The following is an 18296-nucleotide window of genomic DNA, read 5'->3' as shown; positions in this document are numbered from 1 at the left end:
GGGTGTGAACCCCGGCGAACGTCAGAGTCGGGCGATCGGGAGCAGCCGTCCGATCTCCGCTGCGCGCCCACCCGACGCCTCCACCGCACCCGAGTCCACGGCCCCGTCGAAATCGATGCTGCCGACCACCAGACGCAACCATGTCCGCGGATCGGTCTCGACGACGTTCGGCGGTGTCCCCCGTGTGTGACGTGGGCCTTCGATGCACTGGACGGCCACGAACGGCGGCACCCGCACCTCCACACTCGACCCCGGGGCGATCTGTTCGAGGGTGCGGGCACTGAGCCGCACAGCGGCGGCGAGATCGGGGCGCGGCGGCTTCTCGTCGCTCTCCCCCGTCACCCACGGACCCACCCGTTCGAGAGCTGCGCGTAGTTCGGCGGGGTCGACGGGTCTCCGAGGTGCCATGGCAGCACAGCCTAATGAGGTGGACTCGTCGCGATGCCCACCGCGACGGCACCGCCGGCGTTGATCGCCAGGTGCAGGAGCATCGGCGCAACGACACTGCCGCTCCGTCGCCGCAATTCGTCGAACACCACCCCGCTCAGGGCGGTGAGCACGACCGTTCCGGGCACCGAGTCCCCGGCGTGCCGGGCGGGGGCGACGTGCCAGAGCCCGAAGGCGACCGAGGTCAGCACCCGGTGCCACCACCGCGAGGCGCGGCTCGGATGCCACCGCCGCGAAGCGCGGCGAGCCAGGGCGTACAGCACCGATCGGAACATCAGTTCCTCGGCCAGGACCGTGCCGAAGGGGATGTGCACGAAGACCCACTCGGTGTGGTCGGCGCGTCGCGCTCCGGCGGCCATCCGCCGCCGCACGGGCGGGACGGCGAGCATCACCGTGTAGGCCGCGACCGGCAGCACCGCCGAGGTGGTCCCCCACCGCAGGCCCTTCCCTGCCTTGCGCCAGCCGAGCTCGGTTGCGGAGACGCCGACCGCGCGGGTCGCCGCGGCGAGCACGACACCGAATCCGGCGTTCGCGGCAGCCGTGCCGCGCGGACCGAGATCCATCGCCGGGAGGACGAGGTTGTTCCACGCGACCAGCGCGGCGGCGCATCCCGCAGCGGTACAGCTCACGGCGGTGCCACTCACAGCGGCAACTCGCGATGTCACTTCTCGGGCCCGTCGTCCTCGGCGAACGCCTCGAGGGCGATGCGCACCCGCTCGGTGTCGGTCTCGGTCCAATCCTCGGGCTGGGTGATCTCGATCCATCCCTCGAGCACCGCCGACCCGTAGTTGTGGCCGTGCCCGTCGGGCACGCCGGCCGCGTTGGTGAGGTCGGCGGAGACCTGCCAGAAGGTGACGAAGGGGAACCACCGCATCTGCGGCAACCGGTCGTGTCCGGGCGGCTCCGACAGCCAGTCGGGGCGGGAGAACAACAGATCCGGCGACCACCAGACGACGGGATCCGAGGCGTGCTGGATGTAGAGCACGCGCGGCGACAGCCACGGCGTGTCGGGCTCGTGGATCGCCTCCCGGCTGTCGGCGAAGCGTACGACGAGACCGTCCGCGTACACCGGCTGCACTTCGGTCGTGCCGGGATCGCGGCGCTCGACGAGCTGCCGCCACAGACGGTTGGAGTTGGGCGGGCCCACCCACAGCACCCCGTCCATCTGGGCGCGGATCTCGGCGAGACTGTCGAAGGCGCCCTCCCCCGACTGCGTGCCGAGGCTCTCGCCGTAGAGGAACAGATCGGGGCGGTCGTCCTCGGGCAGCTGCGACCAGCGTTCGTGCACCCGCTCGATCAGCATCTTGCCTGCGGCAGCGGCCTTCTCGCGGTCGGCGAGGAAGGAGATCCAACTCGGGAGGTAGGAGTACTGCCAGGCCACCATCGCCAGGTCGCCGTTGTGGACGAGCTCCATCGCGCGGGCCGCGGTGGGATTGACCCAGCCGGTGCCGGTAGTGGGGATCAGGACGAGCGTCGAGCGGTCGAAGGCACCGGTCCGTTCGAGTTCTGCGAGGACGAGGTCGATGCGTTCTTCCGGGGTGGGTGCGGTGTCGAGACCGACGTACACCCGGATCGGTTCCGGTGCGGGACTGCCGTTGACGGCGGTCAGTTCCTCGGCGTCGAGTCCTCGCGAGACGAAGTTGCGACCCTCGAATCCGAGCGTCTCCCACGGCGCGAGGGATTCGGGGCTACCGGACTTGGCGGGATCGATGGGTTGGATCGCGCCGGGACGGGTGGTGTCGTCCTGCAGGCCGAACGCCTGGTTGACGATGGCGTAGGTGCCGCGGATGAGCACGCCGTCGATGAGCATGAAGGTGGCGAGGACCACGACGAGAACGCCCAGCGTGCGGGCGAGACCGAGCGGCATCCGGGTGCGGCGCATGAGCAGCATCGACACCCAGCGGACGATGTCGCGCAGCCCGCGCCACAGCGCGATGAGGGCGGCCGCGACCGCGACGCTCAGCACGATGGTGCGTAGATATCCCGAGGTCGTGGTGCCCTCGACACCCATGAGGGCTGCGAGCTGGCGTTGCTCGCCGGCGGAGAGCACGAGCGCGACGAGCGACGCGAGAACGGCCGCGACCGGAACCGCGACCTTGATGGCACGCAGGACCGGGAGCGGCGGCGGCCACCACCTCCGCCCGGGGAGCAGGAAGCGTGCCACGACCCAGCCCACGATGCATCCGACGCCGTACCCGATCGCGGCGTTGATGCCGCCGATCAGGCCCTGGAAGAGCCAGTCGCGCGGGAGCAGCGACGGCGTCAGCGACCAGCAGAAGAAGAGCGCGGCGAAGGCGACGCCCGTGAAGTCCAGGCTGAGCCACCCCCACACCCGTGCGGTGAGGGGGTGGCGCTCACCGAAGTCGGTGACCGCAGCGATGATCCGGCCCTGCCGGGCCTCGAACGCCGCCAGCCGATCGACCTGGGTGGCCGGCACGGTTACCCGAACAGGGCAGGCAGGGTCCCTTCCCACACCTCGCGCAGCTCGGTCATGGGGATCGAGAACAGGCCCTGGACCTCGACGGAGTCGGATCCCTCGTCGACGACACCGATGCGCACCCACGGCATGTTGCGTGCGGTGCACATACCGGTGAAGCGCGACTCCTCGGTGCGCGGTACGGCCACGAGCACGCGGCCGGCCGACTCGGAGAACAGCGTCACGAACGGATCGGCGCCCTCGGGGATCAGCACGCGGCAGCCGGTCTCACCCGCGAGCGCGGCCTCGACGACGGCCTGCGCGAGGCCACCCTCGGACAGGTCGTGCGCGGCGGAGATCAGGCCGTCGCGCGAACCGGCGGTGAGGATCTCCGACAGCAGCCGCTCACGGTCGAGATCGACCTTCGGCGGGACACCACCGAGATGGTCGTGCTCGACCTGCGCCCAGATGGAGCCGTCGAACTCGTCGCGGGTCTCACCGAGCAGGATCAGCGTCTCGCCCGGCTCGAGGCCGATGCCGGTGGGGATGCGGCGGTGCACGTCGTCGATCACACCGAGCACGGCGACGACCGGGGTCGGCAGGATCGCGGTGGCGCCGGTCTGGTTGTAGAAGCTGACGTTGCCGCCGGTGACGGGGATGCCGAGCTTCGCGCAGCCGTCCGCGAGGCCGCGCACGGCCTGCTGGAACTGCCACATCACGCCCGGATCCTCGGGCGAACCGAAGTTCAGGCAGTTCGAGACGGCCTTCGGCGTCGAGCCGGTGACGGCGACGTTGCGGTAGGCCTCGGCGAGGGCGAGCTGGGCGCCCGCGTACGGATCGAGCTGCGTGTAGCGGCCCGAGGCGTCGGTCGCGAGCGCGATGCCGCGGCCGGTCTCCTCGTCGATGCGGACCACACCGGCGTCGGCGTTCTCGGCGAGCACAGTGTTGCCGCGCACGTAGCGGTCGTACTGCTCGGTGATCCACTTGCGGCTGCACAGCGCCGGCGACGCGAGCATCTTCAGCAGCGTCTCGCGCAGCTCGTCGGCGGTCTGCGGACGCTTCAGACCGGCGGTGGTGTTCGCGATCAGCGCGTCCTGCGAGGCCGGACGCTCGACGGGACGCTCGTAGACCGGGCCCTCGTGCGCGACCGTGCGCGGCGGCACGTCGACGACGGTCTCGCCGTGCCAGTCGATGACGAGGTGGTCGCCGTCGGTGACCTCACCGATGACGGTGGCCAGGACGTCCCACTTCTTGCAGACGTCCATGAAGGCGTCGACGTTGTCGGGCGTGACGACCGCGCACATGCGTTCCTGCGACTCCGAGGACAGCACCTCGGCCGGGGTCATGCCCTTCGCGCGCGTCGGGACACGCTCGAGGTTGATGTGCATGCCACCGTCGCCGGCGGCGGCGAGCTCGGACGTCGCGCAGGACAGACCGGCGCCGCCGAGGTCCTGGATGCCGACGACGAGCTTCTCGCGGTAGAGGTCGAGGCAGCACTCGATGAGCACCTTCTCGGTGAAGGGGTCGCCCACCTGCACGCTCGGAAGCTTCTTGGGGCGACCACCGGCGCTGTCGTCGAAGGTCTCGGAGGCGAGAACGGACACGCCGCCGATGCCGTCGAGACCGGTGCGGGCGCCGAACAGGATGACCTTGTTACCCGTGCCGGAAGCGTGGGCGAGGTGCAGGTCCTCCACGCGCATCGCACCCGCGCACAGCGCGTTCACGAGCGGGTTGCCCTGGTAGGAGGCGTCGAAGACGGTCTCGCCACCGACGTTGGGCAGACCCAGGGAGTTGCCGTAGCCGCCGACACCGCGCACGACACCGTCGACGACGCGACGGGTGTCGGGGTGATCGGCCGCGCCGAAGCGGAGCTGGTCCATCACGGCGATCGGGCGGGCGCCCATGGCCATGATGTCGCGGACGATGCCGCCCACGCCGGTCGCGGCGCCCTGGTACGGCTCGATGTACGACGGATGGTTGTGCGACTCGACCTTGAAGGTGACGGCCCAGCCGTCGCCGATGTCGACGACACCGGCGTTCTCACCGATGCCGGCGAGCATCGACTCGCGCATCTCGTCGGTGGTGGTCTCGCCGAAGTAGCGCAGGTGCACCTTCGACGACTTGTAGGAGCAGTGCTCGGACCACATCACCGAGTACATGGCGAGTTCGGCGTCGGTGGGGCGACGGCCCAGGATCTCCTTGATCCGGGTGTACTCGTCTTCCTTCAGACCCAGCTCCCGATAGGGCTGAGCGGCGTCGGGGGTTTCGGCGGCGTGGGAGACGGTATCCACGTGCGGTGACACTGGGCGTCGGGTCCCTTCACTCTGGGATCGAAAACGGCAGGCCGGGCGGGAACTGCCGCGGATCAGTCTATCGCTGCGCAGGCGCGACGGGGTTCACCGGTGCGGGCACGAGCTCCGACGGTGTGACGGCCACCTCGGTGCCCAGCGCATCGAGGGTGACGGTGCCCGAGTGCTCCCCGTCGAATCGGTACCACCCGTCGACGAGCGTGAAGGTCGCGATCACCGGCGGCCCGCCGAGATCGACGATCCAGTACTGCGGGACGCCGGCCTCCGCATATTCGGAGAACTTCGTGACCCGGTCGGTGCGGGCGGTGCCGTCGACGGTGACCTCCACGACCAGCTTCACCTCGGAGATCGGTGCCCGATCGGGGTCGGCGTCGACGAGGGAGCGTCCCACGACGATCACGTCGGGGCACCGCACCGTCAGCGGCTTCTCCGCGACCAGCACCTCGACGCCTCCGAGCGCGCACCATTCGTCGGGCAGCTTTTCGTCGAGGAGCAACGCCAAGGTCACCGCGGCGTGATCGTGCGCCGCCCCCGGCGCGGGCGCAGCGACGAGCACGCCCTCGCACACCTCCACGTGGTGCCCGTCGGATTCGGGCAGGGCCGCCCACTCGGCGAGGGACAGCAGATGATCGGGGTAGGACGGGACGTCCACTGCATTCCCCCGTTCTCTCCGACCGGACACGACCGTCTTCAGTGTGTCACCGGCGGGTGCTTCGGGGCGGGCGAACGCGGTCACGATGCCGGGGTCAGGAAAGCGGTCAGGGCCTGCGCATAGCTCGTCACGTCGTCCGCGCCCATGAACTCGCGCGCCGAGTGCATGGCGAGTTGTGGGGCGCCGACGTCGACGGTCGTGATGCCGGTCCTCGACGCGGTGATCGGGCCGATCGTCGAGCCGCACGGCAGGTCGGCGCGGTGCACGTACCGCTGCAGCGGGACTCCCGCCTGCTCGCAGGCCAGCGCGAAGGCTCCGGCGCCGGTCGCGTCGCTCGCGTACCGCAGGTTCTGGTTCACCTTCAGGACCGGTCCGCCGTTCACCGCGATGCGGTGAGCGGGTTCGTGCCGCTCGGGATAGTTGGGGTGCGTGGCGTGCGCCATGTCGCCCGACGCGACGATCGAGCCGGCGCGGGCGCGGAGGAACTCCTCGCGTCCGCCGCCCCGGAGCAGGACGATCCGTTCGAGGACGGTGTTGAGCAGTTCCGAGAAGGCGCCGCGGTCGGACATGCTGCCGACCTCCTCGTGGTCGAACAGGGCGAGGAGCGGCATCGGGCCACCGTGAGCTGCGACGTGCTCCGCGGCGTCGAGCAGGGCGTGCAGTCCGGCGTAGCAGGTGCCCTGGTTGTCGAGACGCGGAGCGCTGACCAGGTCGCGGCCCGGCCCGACGACCGCGCTCGGCGCAAGGTCGTGGGTCATCAGCTCCCAGCCGAGCACCGCGCCCGGGTCGATACCGTGCTGCTCGGCGACCCACGCGATGAACGAGCGCGGTTCGGTGCCGACCCCCCAGACGCCGTTCACGTGGCGCTGCGGGTCGAGCTGGACGCCCTTGCGGTCCTCGGACAGGTGGATGGCGAGCTGCGGGACCCGCAGGACCGGCACGTCGACGCGGACGAGGACGTCCTCGGTCGTCTCCCCCGCGCGCACGGTGAAGCGCCCGGAGATCCCGAGGTCGCGGTCGAGCCACGAGTTGAGCCACGCACCGCCGTACGGTTCGAGCCCCACCATCCGCCAGCCCGCCGACGTGAGGTCGGGATGCTGCTTGACCCGCAGGTTGGGGCTGTCGGTGTGCCCACCGACGATGCGGAAGGGCGCGGCCGGATCGTCGGCGACACCCTCGGTGCTCCACGCGATCAGCGACCCGCCGCGCACCAGGAAGAAGCGTCCCGGTTCGGAGGGCCAGGCCTGCTGCTCGTGCAGTTCGGCGAAGCCCGCTTCGGTCAGCGCCGCGGCGACGGTGGCGCAGACGTGGAACGGCGACGGCGACAGGTCGACGAAATTACAGAGACCCCGAGCATCGGCACGCGTGGAAGACATGACTGCATCTTCGCATCACGGACAGTGGGAGTGCTGACCGAAAGAGTCGCCCTGCTCTCTCCGCGCCGAGCTCAGTGGCCCTCGGCGACGCAGAACAGGTTGCCCTGGGGGTCGGCGAGCGTCACCCAGCGGAAGTCGTCGCCCATGTTCTCGCGGTGGACCTCCTTCGCGCCGGCCTGCACGAAGCGCTCGACCTCGGCGTCGAGATCGGGAGCGGTGAGATCGAGGTGCACGCGGTTCTTGCCGGGTGTCGGATCGGACACCTTCTGGAAACCGAGCCGGATGCCCTGGGGCAGGGCGACGATGACGAACCAGCCGTCGTTCTCCTGCTCGATGCGGCCGCCCGTACGCTCGGCCCACCACGTCGCGAGCGGAGCCGGATCGGTGGTGTCGAAGGTGATCATCGCGATGGTCGCTGTCATGGCGCGACAGTACTGCCGGGGACCGACACGCAACGCCCGTCGACGGACGTGCCCGATTTGGGTAGTCCTACTCAGGACAGGCCGGCTCGGCTCCGGCAGACTGATCCGCGATGTCGCGCATGGGGGATGACGACGACATCGCGCCCGGGACTTGATCGGGGGGTCGAGCTCCGGGTTGTAGGGACGAGGGATTCCGCAGCCGATCGGGACGGTGGCGGGGTCCCTCGTTCCGTCTCTCCGGCTCCGTGCCTCCGTTCTCCGCGTGGTCTCAGCCCACTCGCTGCAGACAGAACAACCACTGCTCGGCGAGCACCGAGACGAGTTCACGGAAGTTCTCGTCGTGTCCCTGCACGAGCGCGAAGTGGAAGTTCCGGTCCGTCGACATCAGCATCGACGTCACGTGGAGGCGAGCGCGCCGCCGCGCATCCGGATCCGATTGGCGCCCGAGCAGATTCCGCATCCCCTCCGCGACCCGACGGAGCATCGCGAACCACTCGTCCGACACCAGCGCCTCGTGCGACAGCGCCTGTTCCATACTTGCGAACTCGGGGCGGTGCTCACGCCAGAACTCGGCGTGGTCCTCGAGCCACGCGACGACATCGTCGAGTGCGGGATCGACGATCGCGTCGAGTCGTGCGTACGCCTCGGCGATGGGATCCTCGAGCGCCGCCATGTGCGACTGCACGATCTCCGCCTTGGACCGGAAGTGCAGGTAGAAGGTTGCGCGGGAGACCCCGGCGGCCTTGGCGATGGCTTCGGCCGTCGTGGCCGTGTACCCGGCGTCGACGAAGAGCACCCGCGCTGCTTCGACGAGCGCGTCGCGGGTGGCCTGCTTCTGCTCGGCCCTGGTCAGCTTGGCCCGCACCCGTACCTCCTGCGTCTGGTCCGACGGGGAACCCTACCGTGGGCCGAGCACAGGGCAGGGTTCCCCTGCAGGTCAGGCGTCGAGCACGAGCTTCGGGCAGCCCTTCTCCGCTCGCGACACGCAGATCATCATCGTCTCGTTCGCCTCCTGCTCGGTGGCGGTGAGGATCGAGTCGCGATGGTCGGCACGACCGGCGACGATGCGCGTCTCACACGTTCCGCAGGTGCCCTCGAGGCACGACGAGAGCGCGCGGACACCGTGTTCCTCCGCGACCTCGAGGACGGTCCGGTCGGGCGGCACCGTCGCCGTGATACCCGAGACAGCGAACTCGACCTCGAACGCGACGTCGGGTTCGGTCCGGACGATCTGCTTGGCGGCGAATCGTTCGGTGACCAGCGATCCCACGGGCCAGTGCGTGCTCGCCGCCTCGATCGCCTGCAGCAGCGGCTCCGGACCACAGCAGTAGATCAGGGTGTCGTCGGCGGGTTCGGCGAGCAGACCCGCGAGGTCGAGCAGGCCGTACTCGTCCTGCGGACGCACGGTGACCTTGTCGCCGTACCGTTCGAGTTCACCGAGGAACGCCATGGACGCGCGGGTGCGGCCGCCGTACATCAACGACCACTGCGCGCCCTGCGCCTCGACCTGCTCGATCATCGGCAGGATCGGGGTGATGCCGATGCCGCCGGCGACGAAGACGTACCGCTTCGCGGGCCGCAGCGGGAAGTTGTTGCGCGGCAGTCCGACCGTGACGGTCGAACCCTCGTGCAGCCGGTCGTGGACGAAGGTCGATCCGCCGCGCGAGGCGGGCTCGCGCAGCACACCGATCCGCCACCGCGACGCGTCCTGCGGCGACGAGCACAGCGAATACTGACGCACCAGGGCGTCGTCGCCCTCGCCCAGCCGGACCTCGGCGTGCGCGCCGGGCTTCCACTGCGGCAGGGCCTGTCCGTCGGCGTGACCGAGGGTCAGCGAGACGACCCCGTCCGCTTCCTCGCGCCGTTCGAGGACGGTGAGCGAGAAGTGGCGTGCGACGGTCGTCTTCGCGCATTCGACGTCGGCGACGTCCCAGGTGACCGGCAGGGTCCGGCGCACCGGGAGCAGCGCGATCGGCAGGAAGTCCAGAGGCACCTCGGTGGCGGGCCGCAACGAGGGCAGCCGCTCGAACAGCACCTTCAGCGCGGTCGCACCCTGCACGCGGGCGAGTGCCTGCCCGAGGCAGGTGTGCCGGCCCTGGGTGAAGGCGAGGTGGTCCTCCGGATCGGGCCGGTGGATGTCGAACTCGAACGGGCGAGCGGTGCGGGCCGGGTCGGTGTTGGCACTGGCGAGCGCCATCCACACCATGTCGCCCTTCTCGATCTGCGCGCCGCCGAGTTCGATGTCCTGCTCGGCCTGCCGCGCCGCGAAGGTCGAGGACGGGCGGCGTCGCACGGTCTCCTCGAACACCCGCGACCACAGCTCCGGATCGGCGATCGCCTCGGCGAGCACCTCGGGGTTCTGCGCCAGGAACAGCACCGCGTTCGACACCGCCTGCGTCGTCGAGTCGACGCCGGCCATCGCGAATTCCGTGAGGTGCACGGCGATCTGGGCCGACGACAGCATCGGTTCGCCGTCCTTGCCGGTGACGATCGCCATGTCCGAGATGAGATCCGTGCCCGGGTTCTCACGTCGCTCGTCGATGATTCCGCGCAGCACGAGCGTGGCGTCGACGTAGCGCTGCCACACCTGGGTGCGCATCGGCTCGGCCATCGGTTCGGCGGCCGAGGCGAGGATCATGGCGAAGTCGTCGCGGAGCTGCCGCATCATGGCGTCGTGCTCGTAGCCGAGTCCCATGTGCGCCATGATCGTTCCGGTGGTGAGCTCGAGGGCGTATTCGGTGACCAGGTTGGCCGTGCCGTTCGCCTCGAACCGGTCGATGATGCGGTGCGCGCGGGCCTCGATCTCGGGCTGCAGGGCCTGCATGCGCGCCTTGGTGAAGCCGCGCTGCGCGACGAAGCGGTGGTCGGTGTGGCCCGGCGGGTCGGAACCGACGAGCATCTGGGTGATCAGGTTCGGCGGGACGATCGCGCGGAACTGTTCGGGCACGTCGATGGTGCCGGAGTTTCCACCGGAGGTGAACTTCTGCCAGTCGGCGAGCACGGTCTCGACATCGTCGCGGCGGGTGACGATCCACGCATTCAGGTGCGGGTAGAAGAAGACCGGCGTCTCGTCGCGGAACTTCGCGAAATGTGCTGCGGGATCGACGAAGTAGTCGTCACCGAGAGCGTCGAAGCCGTGTGCCACCGGGCAGCGTGGCGCCGGGGCTTCGGGGGTGAGGGTCATGACGGGCTCCCATCCCGGCCGCAGCCGGAACGTTGCAGGGTCGTGTGGTTCAGACGGCCGCGGCAGCAGCCATGGTGGACAGCTTCTGGAACCGGGCGACGTTGTCGCCCTCGTCCATGCAGCCGGCCGAGAGGAAGACGAAGGTCATGTCGAGTTCGGGGTCGACCCAGAACAGCGAGGAGCCGGCGCCGTAGTTGCCGAAGGTGCGGGGCGAGGTGAACGGCCCGAAGAAGGATGCGTGGGATCCGGTGCCGGACAGGGAGAATCCGAGTCCGAAGTTGCCGGGCGGGGTCTCCCATCCACGGGACGCGGCGATGCCCGCGTACAGGTCGTTGGACATCGTGCCGGTCTGCAGGGTGGTGGCCCGGTCCACGACGACCGGAGCGATGAGGTACTCACCGTCGACCTCGCCCTTGCGGCGGAACATCTCGGCGTAGGCGAAGATGTCGTCGACGGTGCTCACGGCACCGACCCAGGGGATCTCCGATTCCTCGCCGATGGCGTCGTTGAGGTCCTCGATGTCGGCGGGCGAGAGCCATCCGTTGTCGGGGACGTACGCCTTGAGCGGCACGGCGTCGGCGCGCCAGGCCTCGGGCAGACCGAAGGCGGTGCGGGTCATCCCGATCGGGTCGAAGATCAGATCCTTCGCCAGGTCGCGGAAGCGCTCGTATCCGTAGACGCGCCGGACCATCTCGCCCATGAGGGCGTGGTTGATCGAAGGCGCGTAGTTGAGGTTGGTGCCGGGTTCGTTGACCACGTCCACCGAGCACAGCGCCTCGATGACGTCGGCGAGCACACCGAAGCGGTCAGGACCGAGGCCGGGGTTCGGGGTGGCCGGCATGCCGGAGCGGTGGGTCAGCAGGTGGTGCAGGTTGATCCGGTCCTTGCGCACGGACCGGAAGACGTCGGTGCCGAAGAACTCGGGGATGATGTCGACGACGCGGGTCGACAGGGCCAACTTGCCCTCACCGAGGGCCCGGTAGGCGAGCGCGTTGGTGAACGACTTCGTCATCGACAGGATGCGGAAGACGTTGTCGTGCCGCATCGGGGTCTCGGTCGCGCGTTCGGCGTAGCCGATGGTCTCGTTCACGGCGATCTCGCCGTGGCGGGCGACGATGATGTTGACGCCGTCGTAATCCCCGCGATCGATGTCGCGGCGGATCTCGTCGGTCAGGCGGGTGAGGGCCTTGCGGTCCAGGGCGCGGGTGGCGAGGGCGGTCATCTTCGACGGTCCTGTTCTCAAAAGTTCTGGTGGGCGGGTACGGCTGTCACATGACGAGGCCGCCGGACGGCGAGAACGTCTGCCCGGTGTAGTAGGCGCCTTCCTCACCGGCGAGGAACAGCACGGTCCGCGCGACCTCCTCGGGGGTGGCGGGCCGTTTGATCGGCTGCAGGGATACGAGGAACTCGTTGAACTCGGGGTCGGTCTGCCGGAACAGCGGGGTGTCGACGGCCCCGGGGGCGAGTGCGTTGACGCGGATGCCGAAGGGCGCGAGTTCGGTCGCGGTCTCACGGGTGAGGCCGAGGACACCGGCCTTCGAGGCCGGGTAGTAGGCCGGCATCGCGACGGACATCAGCGCGGCGGCGGACGAGAAGTTGACGATCGCTCCCCCTCCGGCCTTCTTCATCAGCGGCACGGCGGCGCGGGTGGTGTAGAACGGCCCGTACAGGTTGATCTTGAGGACGCGGTCGAAGTCCTCGTCGGTGACCGACTCGATGAACTCGGGGTGGTGCGGCCGGCCCTCCTTGGCCGCGGTGAAGCCCTTGTAGTTCTCCTCGTTGAGCGCTTCGGCGGCGGCGCGGTTGGGCGTGTTGACCCCCGCGGCGTTCACGAGCACGTCGAGACGGCCCTGCTCGTCGGCGACCTTCGCGAAGGCGGCACGCACGGCATCGGGATCGGCGATGTCGAGGGGAACCGGGCGGGCTCCGGGCAGCGCTGCGAAGTCGCGCTCGAGATTCTCGGCGGAGATGTCCGCCCCGTAGACGACGGCGCCCTGTTCGGCGAACGCCGCAGCGGTGGCCAGACCCATGCCCGACGCGGCACCGGTGACGAAGACGACCTTGTCCTGGAACTGCATTCGATACTCCTCGACGCTCGCGGGCCCATGTGCGACTGCCCGACGGGTCGAAAGCATGGCATTTCGGTAGACGCATGTCTAGCGAAAGTTGTTCCGGATTTCGTAATTCCAGTTCGAGGTCGGTATTTTGCATATGAAATACCTGTAATACACCTGTGAGGCATCAGGTTCGGAGGATTGTCGAACCCCTGGAACGAGCGAAGCCCCCACCGACCCGGGGAGGGTCGATGGGGGCTTCGCCGGAAAATTCCGGTCAGGCGGTCACGCGTTGACGACCGCGTCCAGCACGCTGTAGAACATGCCGAGTCCGTCGTCGCTGGGGCCGGTGAGCGCCTCGGTGGCGTGCTCGGGATGCGGCATGAGACCGACGACCCGGCCGTTCGCCGACGAGATGCCGGCGATGCCGCGCTGCGAACCGTTCGGGTTGTCGCCCGCGAAACGGAACACCACGCGACCTTCACCCTCGAGCTCGTCGAGCACCTTCTCCGATGCCTGGTAACGGCCCTCACCCGACTTGAGCGGGATGAGGATCTCGGCGCCGGCCTCGTAGCGTGAGGTCCACGCGGTGGTGTTCGACTCGACCTTCAGCCACTCGTCGCGGCAGACGAAGTGCAGACCGGCGTTGCGGGTGAGCGCGCCGGGCAGCAGACCCGCCTCGCACAGCACCTGGAAGCCGTTGCAGATGCCGAGGACGGGCATGCCCTTCTGCGCGGCCTCGACAACCTTGCCCATCACCGGCGCGAACCGGGCGATGGCACCGCAACGCAGGTAGTCGCCGTAGGAGAAGCCGCCGGGCACGATCACCGCGTCGACTCCCTTGAGATCGGCGTCCCCGTGCCACAGGCTCACGGCCTCACCACCGGCGAGCTTCACCGCCCGGGAGGCGTCGATGTCGTCGAGCGTGCCCGGGAAGGTGATGACTCCGATGCGTGCGCTCATGCGTCACCGTCGATCCGCCGGATGGCCCAGTCCTCGATCACCGTGTTGGCGAGCAACGACTCGGCGATCTTCTCGAGCTCTTCGTCGCCGACGCTGCCGTCGACCTCGAGTTCGAAACGCTTGCCCTGACGGACGTCGGTCACGCCCGCGAAGCCCAGCCGCGACAGCGCCCCGGTGATGGCCTGACCCTGGGGGTCGAGAATCTCGGCTTTGGGCATGACTTCGACGACGACACGCGCCACGTGCTGCTCCTCGGTAGTAGTGCTGGCGCCCGGGGACGGACACCGGACATCCAGCAGTTTACCGGCCGTGGCCACCGGGACGGGCATCGGCCGAGGTCCCGCTCGTGCGAGACCCGTCACCCCCGTTCAACGCCGCTCGGCAGCAACGAGTTCGCGCACGCGGGGCGCGACCTCACCGGCGAAACGTTCGAGGTCGGACCGCTCGTCGCTGCCGAGGACGAAGGTGCTGGTCCCGTGCCGCAAGGTCAGCTCGGCGAACTGTTCGGCCCACACCTCGGGCGGCCCGTGCAGGAACGACCCGTCCGCGGTGTCCGCGAAGGTGCCGGAGATGTTGTAGAGCCGACGGATCGCGGCGGGATCACGTCCGGCACGGTGAGCGCCCTCGTCGACGAGGGCGCTCATCTCCCCCAGCTTCTCGGCCCCGGCGGCGAACGAGCTCGGCAGCCATCCGTCGGCGGAGCGGCCGGTGACGTCGAGCATCCGCCTGCCGTAGGCGCCGAGCCAGATGCCGAGAGCGTGCGCGGGGAACGGGCCCCGCTTCGCGCCGGTCAACCGGTAGTACGTGCCGTCGACCCGGGCCGCGCCCTTCTCGTCCGACCACAGGGCGCGAATCACTTCGATCGCCTCGATCAGCGCATCGACCGCTTCGCCGGGGCTGCGGTGCGGTCCGCCGTTCGCGGCGACGGCGTCCCAGAAGGCCCCCGATCCGAGACCCAATTCGACGCGACCCCCACTGAGCCGGTCCAGCGAGGCCGCACTCCGCGCAAGGATCACCGGCCCGCGCAGGGGCAGGTTCGCGACATTCGGCGCGACCGTCACGGTCGTGGTGCGCGCAGCGATCCACCCGAGCAACGTCCAGGTGTCGAGGAATCGCGGCTGGTAGGGATGGTCCTGGATCGTCACCAGGTCGAGTCCGGCGCGCTCCGACACCACGGCGAGGTCGACGACGCCCGCCGGGTCGGCGGCGGAGGGCGTGAGGAAACTGCCGAAGCAGAGTTCCTGTCCGTAGTCGGTCATCGGGCTCCTTCCGACGGCATACTCGACGGCATGCAACTGACCCATTTCGGCCATTCCTGCATCCTCGTCGAACACCTCGGCGCGAAGCTCCTTTTCGACCCCGGAAATTTCTCCCACGGGTTCGAGGGCATCACCGGACTCGACGCGATCCTCGTGACCCACCAGCATCCCGACCACGCCGACACCACCCGGCTGCCCGCGCTCCTCGAGGCCAATCCCGGAGCGCAGCTGTTCTCCGACCCGCAGTCGGCGAACCTGCTCGACGGTGACTGGACCGCGGTGCGTCCCGGCGACTCCTTCTCGGTGGGTTCGCTGACCGTGCGCGGCACCGGCGGACGGCACGCGGTGATCCACCCCGACATGCCCGTCATCGACAACACGGCCTTCCTCGTCGGCGACGACGAGAATCCGTCGCGGCTGCTGCACCCCGGCGACTCGCTGTACATCCCGCACGAGCGCGTCGACGTGCTGGCCCTGCCGTCGACCGCGCCGTGGCTCAAGATCTGGGAGGCGATCGACTACCTGCGCGCGGTGAATCCGCGGGTCGCCGTGCCGATCCACCAGGGCATCGTCAACGACAACGGTCGCGGCATCTTCTACGGCCGGTACAGCGAGATGGCGCCGGAGGGCACCGAGTTCCGCGTGCTGCCGCACGAGGACGGAGTCGAGGTCTGACGCTTCGGAGCGCGAAACGGTCGTCTGCGCGGGATGTTTCGCGCTCCTACGACCGTTTCGCGCTCTGCTGTCTCGGTCGACGCCGACGGGAGGTTCAGCGGGCGGCGGCTCGACCTGCCGCCCGGCCCGAGAAGATGCACCCGCCGAGGAAGGTGCCCTCGAGCGACCGGTAGCCGTGGACGCCGCCACCACCGAAGCCGGCGACCTCACCGGCCGCGAAGAGGCCGTCGAAGACCGACCCGTCCGACCGCAGGACGCGCGAGGACAGGTCGGTCTCGAGTCCGCCGAGCGTCTTACGGGTGAGCAGGTGCAGCTTGACCGCGATGAGCGGGCCGGCCTTGGGGTCGAGGATCCGGTGCGGCGCGGCGATGCGGACGACGCGATCGGGTGCGTAGGCGCGCGCCGAGCGAACCGCCGCGACCTGCAGGTCCTTGGTGTACTTGTTGTCCATCTCGCGGTCGCGGGCCTCGACCACCGAACGCACCTGCTCGTAGTCGAGCGGCGCCTCGGGGGTGAGTTCGTTCATGCCCGCGACGAGATCGGCGAGCGTGTCGCGGACGACGAAGTCGACACCGCGCTCCTTGAAGGCCTCGACCGGTCCGGGTGCACCCGACCTGACCCGCTGCAGCAGCAGGCGGAGGCTGCGCCCGGTGAGGTCGGGATTCTGCTCGGAGCCGGAGAGCCCGAATTCCTTCTCGATGATCTTCTGGTCGAGCACGAACCAGGTGTGGTCGTAACCCGTGCTCACGATGTACTCGAGGGTGCCGAGCGTGTCGAAGCCGGGGAACAACGGCACCGGCAACCGATTGCCGGTGGCGTCGAGCCACAGCGAGGACGGGCCGGGCAGAATGCGGATGCCGTGATCGGGCCACACCGGGTCGTAGTTGGTGATGCCCTCGGTGTAGTGCCACATGCGGTCGCGGTTGACGATGTTCCCGCCGGCCTTCTCGGTGATCTCGAGCATCCGGCCGTCGACGTGGGCGGGCACACCGCTGAGCATGTGCTTCGGCGGCTCCCCCATCCGCTTCGGCCAGTTCTTCTTCACGAGGTCGTAGTTGCCGCCGATACCGCCGGAGGTGACGATGACGGCTCCGGCGGAGAACTCGAAGTCCCCGACGACGGCGCGGGAGGACGCCACGCCACGCGGCGCGTCGGTGGGTTCGAGGATCGCCCCGCGCACACCGGTGGCGGCGCCGTCGGTGACGACGAGTTCGTCGACCCGGTGGCGGTGCTTCAGCGTGACGAGTCCGCGTTCGACGCCTTCGCGGAGCTTGCGCTCGAAGATCTCGACGAGGCCCGGACCGGTGCCCCAGGTGATGTGGAATCGCGGGACCGAGTTGCCGTGCCCTGCAGCGTCGTACCCGCCACGTTCGGCCCAGTTGACCATCGGGAAGATCTTCAGGCCGCGCTGCTTCAGCCAGGCGTGTTTCTCCCCCGCGGCGAACTCGACATAGGCCTGCGCCCAGCGTCGCGGCCAGCGGTCCTCGATCTCGCGGTCGAAGCCGGCGGTGCCCATCCAGTCCTGCAGGGCGAGCTCGTAGGAGTCCTTGATACCGAGTCGTCTCTGTTCGGGGCTGTCGACGAAGAACAACCCACCGAACGACCAGAAGGCCTGCCCACCAATGTTGTTCGAGTTCTCCTGATCGACCAGCAGAACCTTACGACCGGCGTCGATCAGTTCACCGACCGCCACGAGCCCCGCGAGTCCCGCCCCCACCACGATCACGTCAGCGTCCATGGCCGCCAACATTACCGAGCGGAAGCCGCGACCGGGAGCACCCGGGAGGCCGGCGGGATCATGCCGCGGTGGTACCTGCGGGGCGCCGCTGCCAACTGTAGACGGCCGGCTCTGCACCGTGGTGCAGAGCGATGTCCACGGCGTCGAGGATCGCCTGCCGAGGTCCGGACTCGGCGAGCCGGGGAGCCGCGATCGCCAGCCGGAGCACTTCACCCCGCCGCGCGACCCGCGACGCTCCGATCACCATCGCCCGGCACCACCACGGCTCCGACTTCGCACCGTCACCGATGCCGTACACCCGCGTTCTCGTCACGGTGCCCGCCGCGAGATCGCGGATTCCGGCGACGTCCGCCATCATCCGGAAACCGACCTGCGGAAGTGCAGCCACAGCTCCGGGCGAGGCGACCCACCGCGGAGGCGCGAACAGTCGCGTGCGGAGTCCTGTCTCCTCGAGCACGCGGTCAGCCGCGAGCAGGCGCAGCCGAGCCTCGTGTTCGGGCAACATGGCGAACTCGGCGCGACGACGCTTCGTCGCAGCCTGGTCGTAGCCGTGCAGCACGATCGCGTCGCCGCCCTCGCGTCGTTCGAGCAGCCATTCCTGCGTCGCCGGATCGCGCACGAGACGGTAGTGGTCCTTCAGGCGGGGAGCGACGAGCAGCGACAACGGCACACCACGCGCATCCATCTCGCGCGCGAAGTCGTTCACGACATCACGCGTGACGTCCCGGATCCCCGACACCGACACGATCATCCGTCCGCTCATGACCCCGAGCCTGCCCCGCGCGGGTTAACAGCACCCTG

At 69.3% G+C, this 18296-nt stretch carries 17 protein-coding genes; 1 reads left to right on the top strand and 16 read right to left on the bottom strand.

What is annotated here, in order from left to right; all coding sequences use genetic code 11:
- Nucleotides 1-21 precede the first annotated feature (21 nt).
- From C6Y44_RS03790 to C6Y44_RS03725, 14 genes are all read right to left on the bottom strand, one after another.
- On the bottom strand, nucleotides 22-408 hold the full coding sequence (locus tag C6Y44_RS03790; RefSeq protein WP_145691377.1) for a sterol carrier family protein: 387 nt from the start codon (nucleotides 406-408) through the stop codon (nucleotides 22-24).
- A gap of 11 nt (nucleotides 409-419) precedes the next feature.
- Entirely contained in the window at nucleotides 420-1010 is a 591-nt protein-coding gene (locus C6Y44_RS03785) for a CPBP family intramembrane glutamic endopeptidase (RefSeq protein ID WP_225623805.1), read from the bottom strand.
- Nucleotides 1011-1108: 98 nt separating this feature from the next.
- Nucleotides 1109-2884 (bottom strand): alpha/beta hydrolase, encoded by a 1776-nt coding sequence (locus C6Y44_RS03780; RefSeq protein WP_159416687.1) that lies wholly within the window; start codon nucleotides 2882-2884, stop codon nucleotides 1109-1111.
- A 2-nt stretch (nucleotides 2885-2886) separates the two neighbouring features.
- Nucleotides 2887-5166, bottom strand: coding sequence for a phosphoribosylformylglycinamidine synthase subunit PurL (gene purL / locus C6Y44_RS03775; protein WP_085469198.1), 2280 nt, complete (start codon nucleotides 5164-5166; stop codon nucleotides 2887-2889).
- A 67-nt stretch (nucleotides 5167-5233) separates the two neighbouring features.
- Entirely contained in the window at nucleotides 5234-5908 is a 675-nt protein-coding gene (locus C6Y44_RS03770; protein ID WP_225623722.1) for a Uma2 family endonuclease, read from the bottom strand.
- Nucleotides 5905-7200, bottom strand: a complete 1296-nt coding sequence (locus tag C6Y44_RS03765; RefSeq protein ID WP_159416688.1) for a M18 family aminopeptidase — start codon at nucleotides 7198-7200, stop codon at nucleotides 5905-5907. The genes C6Y44_RS03770 and C6Y44_RS03765 overlap by 4 nt, the downstream gene beginning before the upstream one ends.
- Nucleotides 7201-7271: 71 nt before the next feature.
- The gene (locus C6Y44_RS03760) at nucleotides 7272-7622 is read right to left on the bottom strand and encodes a VOC family protein (protein ID WP_059384290.1); all 351 of its coding nucleotides are present in this window, start codon (nucleotides 7620-7622) and stop codon (nucleotides 7272-7274) included.
- A gap of 268 nt (nucleotides 7623-7890) precedes the next feature.
- Nucleotides 7891-8487: a TetR/AcrR family transcriptional regulator gene (locus C6Y44_RS03755; protein WP_159416689.1), complete on the bottom strand. Its 597-nt coding sequence runs from the start codon at nucleotides 8485-8487 to the stop codon at nucleotides 7891-7893.
- 72 nt (nucleotides 8488-8559) lie between these two features.
- The gene (locus C6Y44_RS03750) at nucleotides 8560-10806 is read right to left on the bottom strand and encodes a cytochrome P450 (protein WP_159416690.1); all 2247 of its coding nucleotides are present in this window, start codon (nucleotides 10804-10806) and stop codon (nucleotides 8560-8562) included.
- Between the two features lie 49 nt (nucleotides 10807-10855).
- Complete coding sequence (locus C6Y44_RS03745; protein ID WP_159416691.1) at nucleotides 10856-12028, bottom strand: serine hydrolase domain-containing protein; 1173 nt, start codon at nucleotides 12026-12028, stop codon at nucleotides 10856-10858.
- 46 nt (nucleotides 12029-12074) lie between these two features.
- Complete coding sequence (locus C6Y44_RS03740; protein WP_159416692.1) at nucleotides 12075-12884, bottom strand: SDR family NAD(P)-dependent oxidoreductase; 810 nt, start codon at nucleotides 12882-12884, stop codon at nucleotides 12075-12077.
- A 261-nt stretch (nucleotides 12885-13145) separates the two neighbouring features.
- The gene (purQ, locus tag C6Y44_RS03735) at nucleotides 13146-13823 is read right to left on the bottom strand and encodes a phosphoribosylformylglycinamidine synthase subunit PurQ (protein WP_120281456.1); all 678 of its coding nucleotides are present in this window, start codon (nucleotides 13821-13823) and stop codon (nucleotides 13146-13148) included.
- Nucleotides 13820-14065, bottom strand: a complete 246-nt coding sequence (gene purS, locus C6Y44_RS03730) for a phosphoribosylformylglycinamidine synthase subunit PurS (protein ID WP_006551824.1) — start codon at nucleotides 14063-14065, stop codon at nucleotides 13820-13822. The genes purQ and purS overlap by 4 nt, the downstream gene beginning before the upstream one ends.
- Nucleotides 14066-14191: 126 nt before the next feature.
- Nucleotides 14192-15082, bottom strand: a complete 891-nt coding sequence (locus C6Y44_RS03725) for an LLM class flavin-dependent oxidoreductase (protein WP_159416693.1) — start codon at nucleotides 15080-15082, stop codon at nucleotides 14192-14194.
- Nucleotides 15083-15112: 30 nt separating this feature from the next.
- On the opposite strand from C6Y44_RS03725, the gene C6Y44_RS03720 reads away from it, so the two are divergent.
- Nucleotides 15113-15757, top strand: a complete 645-nt coding sequence (locus C6Y44_RS03720; RefSeq protein WP_006551826.1) for an MBL fold metallo-hydrolase — start codon at nucleotides 15113-15115, stop codon at nucleotides 15755-15757.
- Between the two features lie 94 nt (nucleotides 15758-15851).
- On the opposite strand, the gene C6Y44_RS03715 is transcribed toward C6Y44_RS03720, so the two are convergent.
- Both C6Y44_RS03715 and C6Y44_RS03710 read right to left on the bottom strand, forming a co-directional pair.
- Complete coding sequence (locus C6Y44_RS03715; protein ID WP_159416694.1) at nucleotides 15852-17495, bottom strand: FAD-binding dehydrogenase; 1644 nt, start codon at nucleotides 17493-17495, stop codon at nucleotides 15852-15854.
- A 58-nt stretch (nucleotides 17496-17553) separates the two neighbouring features.
- Nucleotides 17554-18258, bottom strand: a complete 705-nt coding sequence (locus C6Y44_RS03710) for a DUF2334 domain-containing protein (RefSeq protein ID WP_159416695.1) — start codon at nucleotides 18256-18258, stop codon at nucleotides 17554-17556.
- Nucleotides 18259-18296 lie beyond the last annotated feature (38 nt).

The organism is Rhodococcus rhodochrous, assembly GCF_014854695.1.
Classification (GTDB): domain Bacteria; phylum Actinomycetota; class Actinomycetes; order Mycobacteriales; family Mycobacteriaceae; genus Rhodococcus.
Note: the sequence above shows the minus strand (reverse complement) of the source record. Positions and strands in the feature narration are given on the sequence as shown.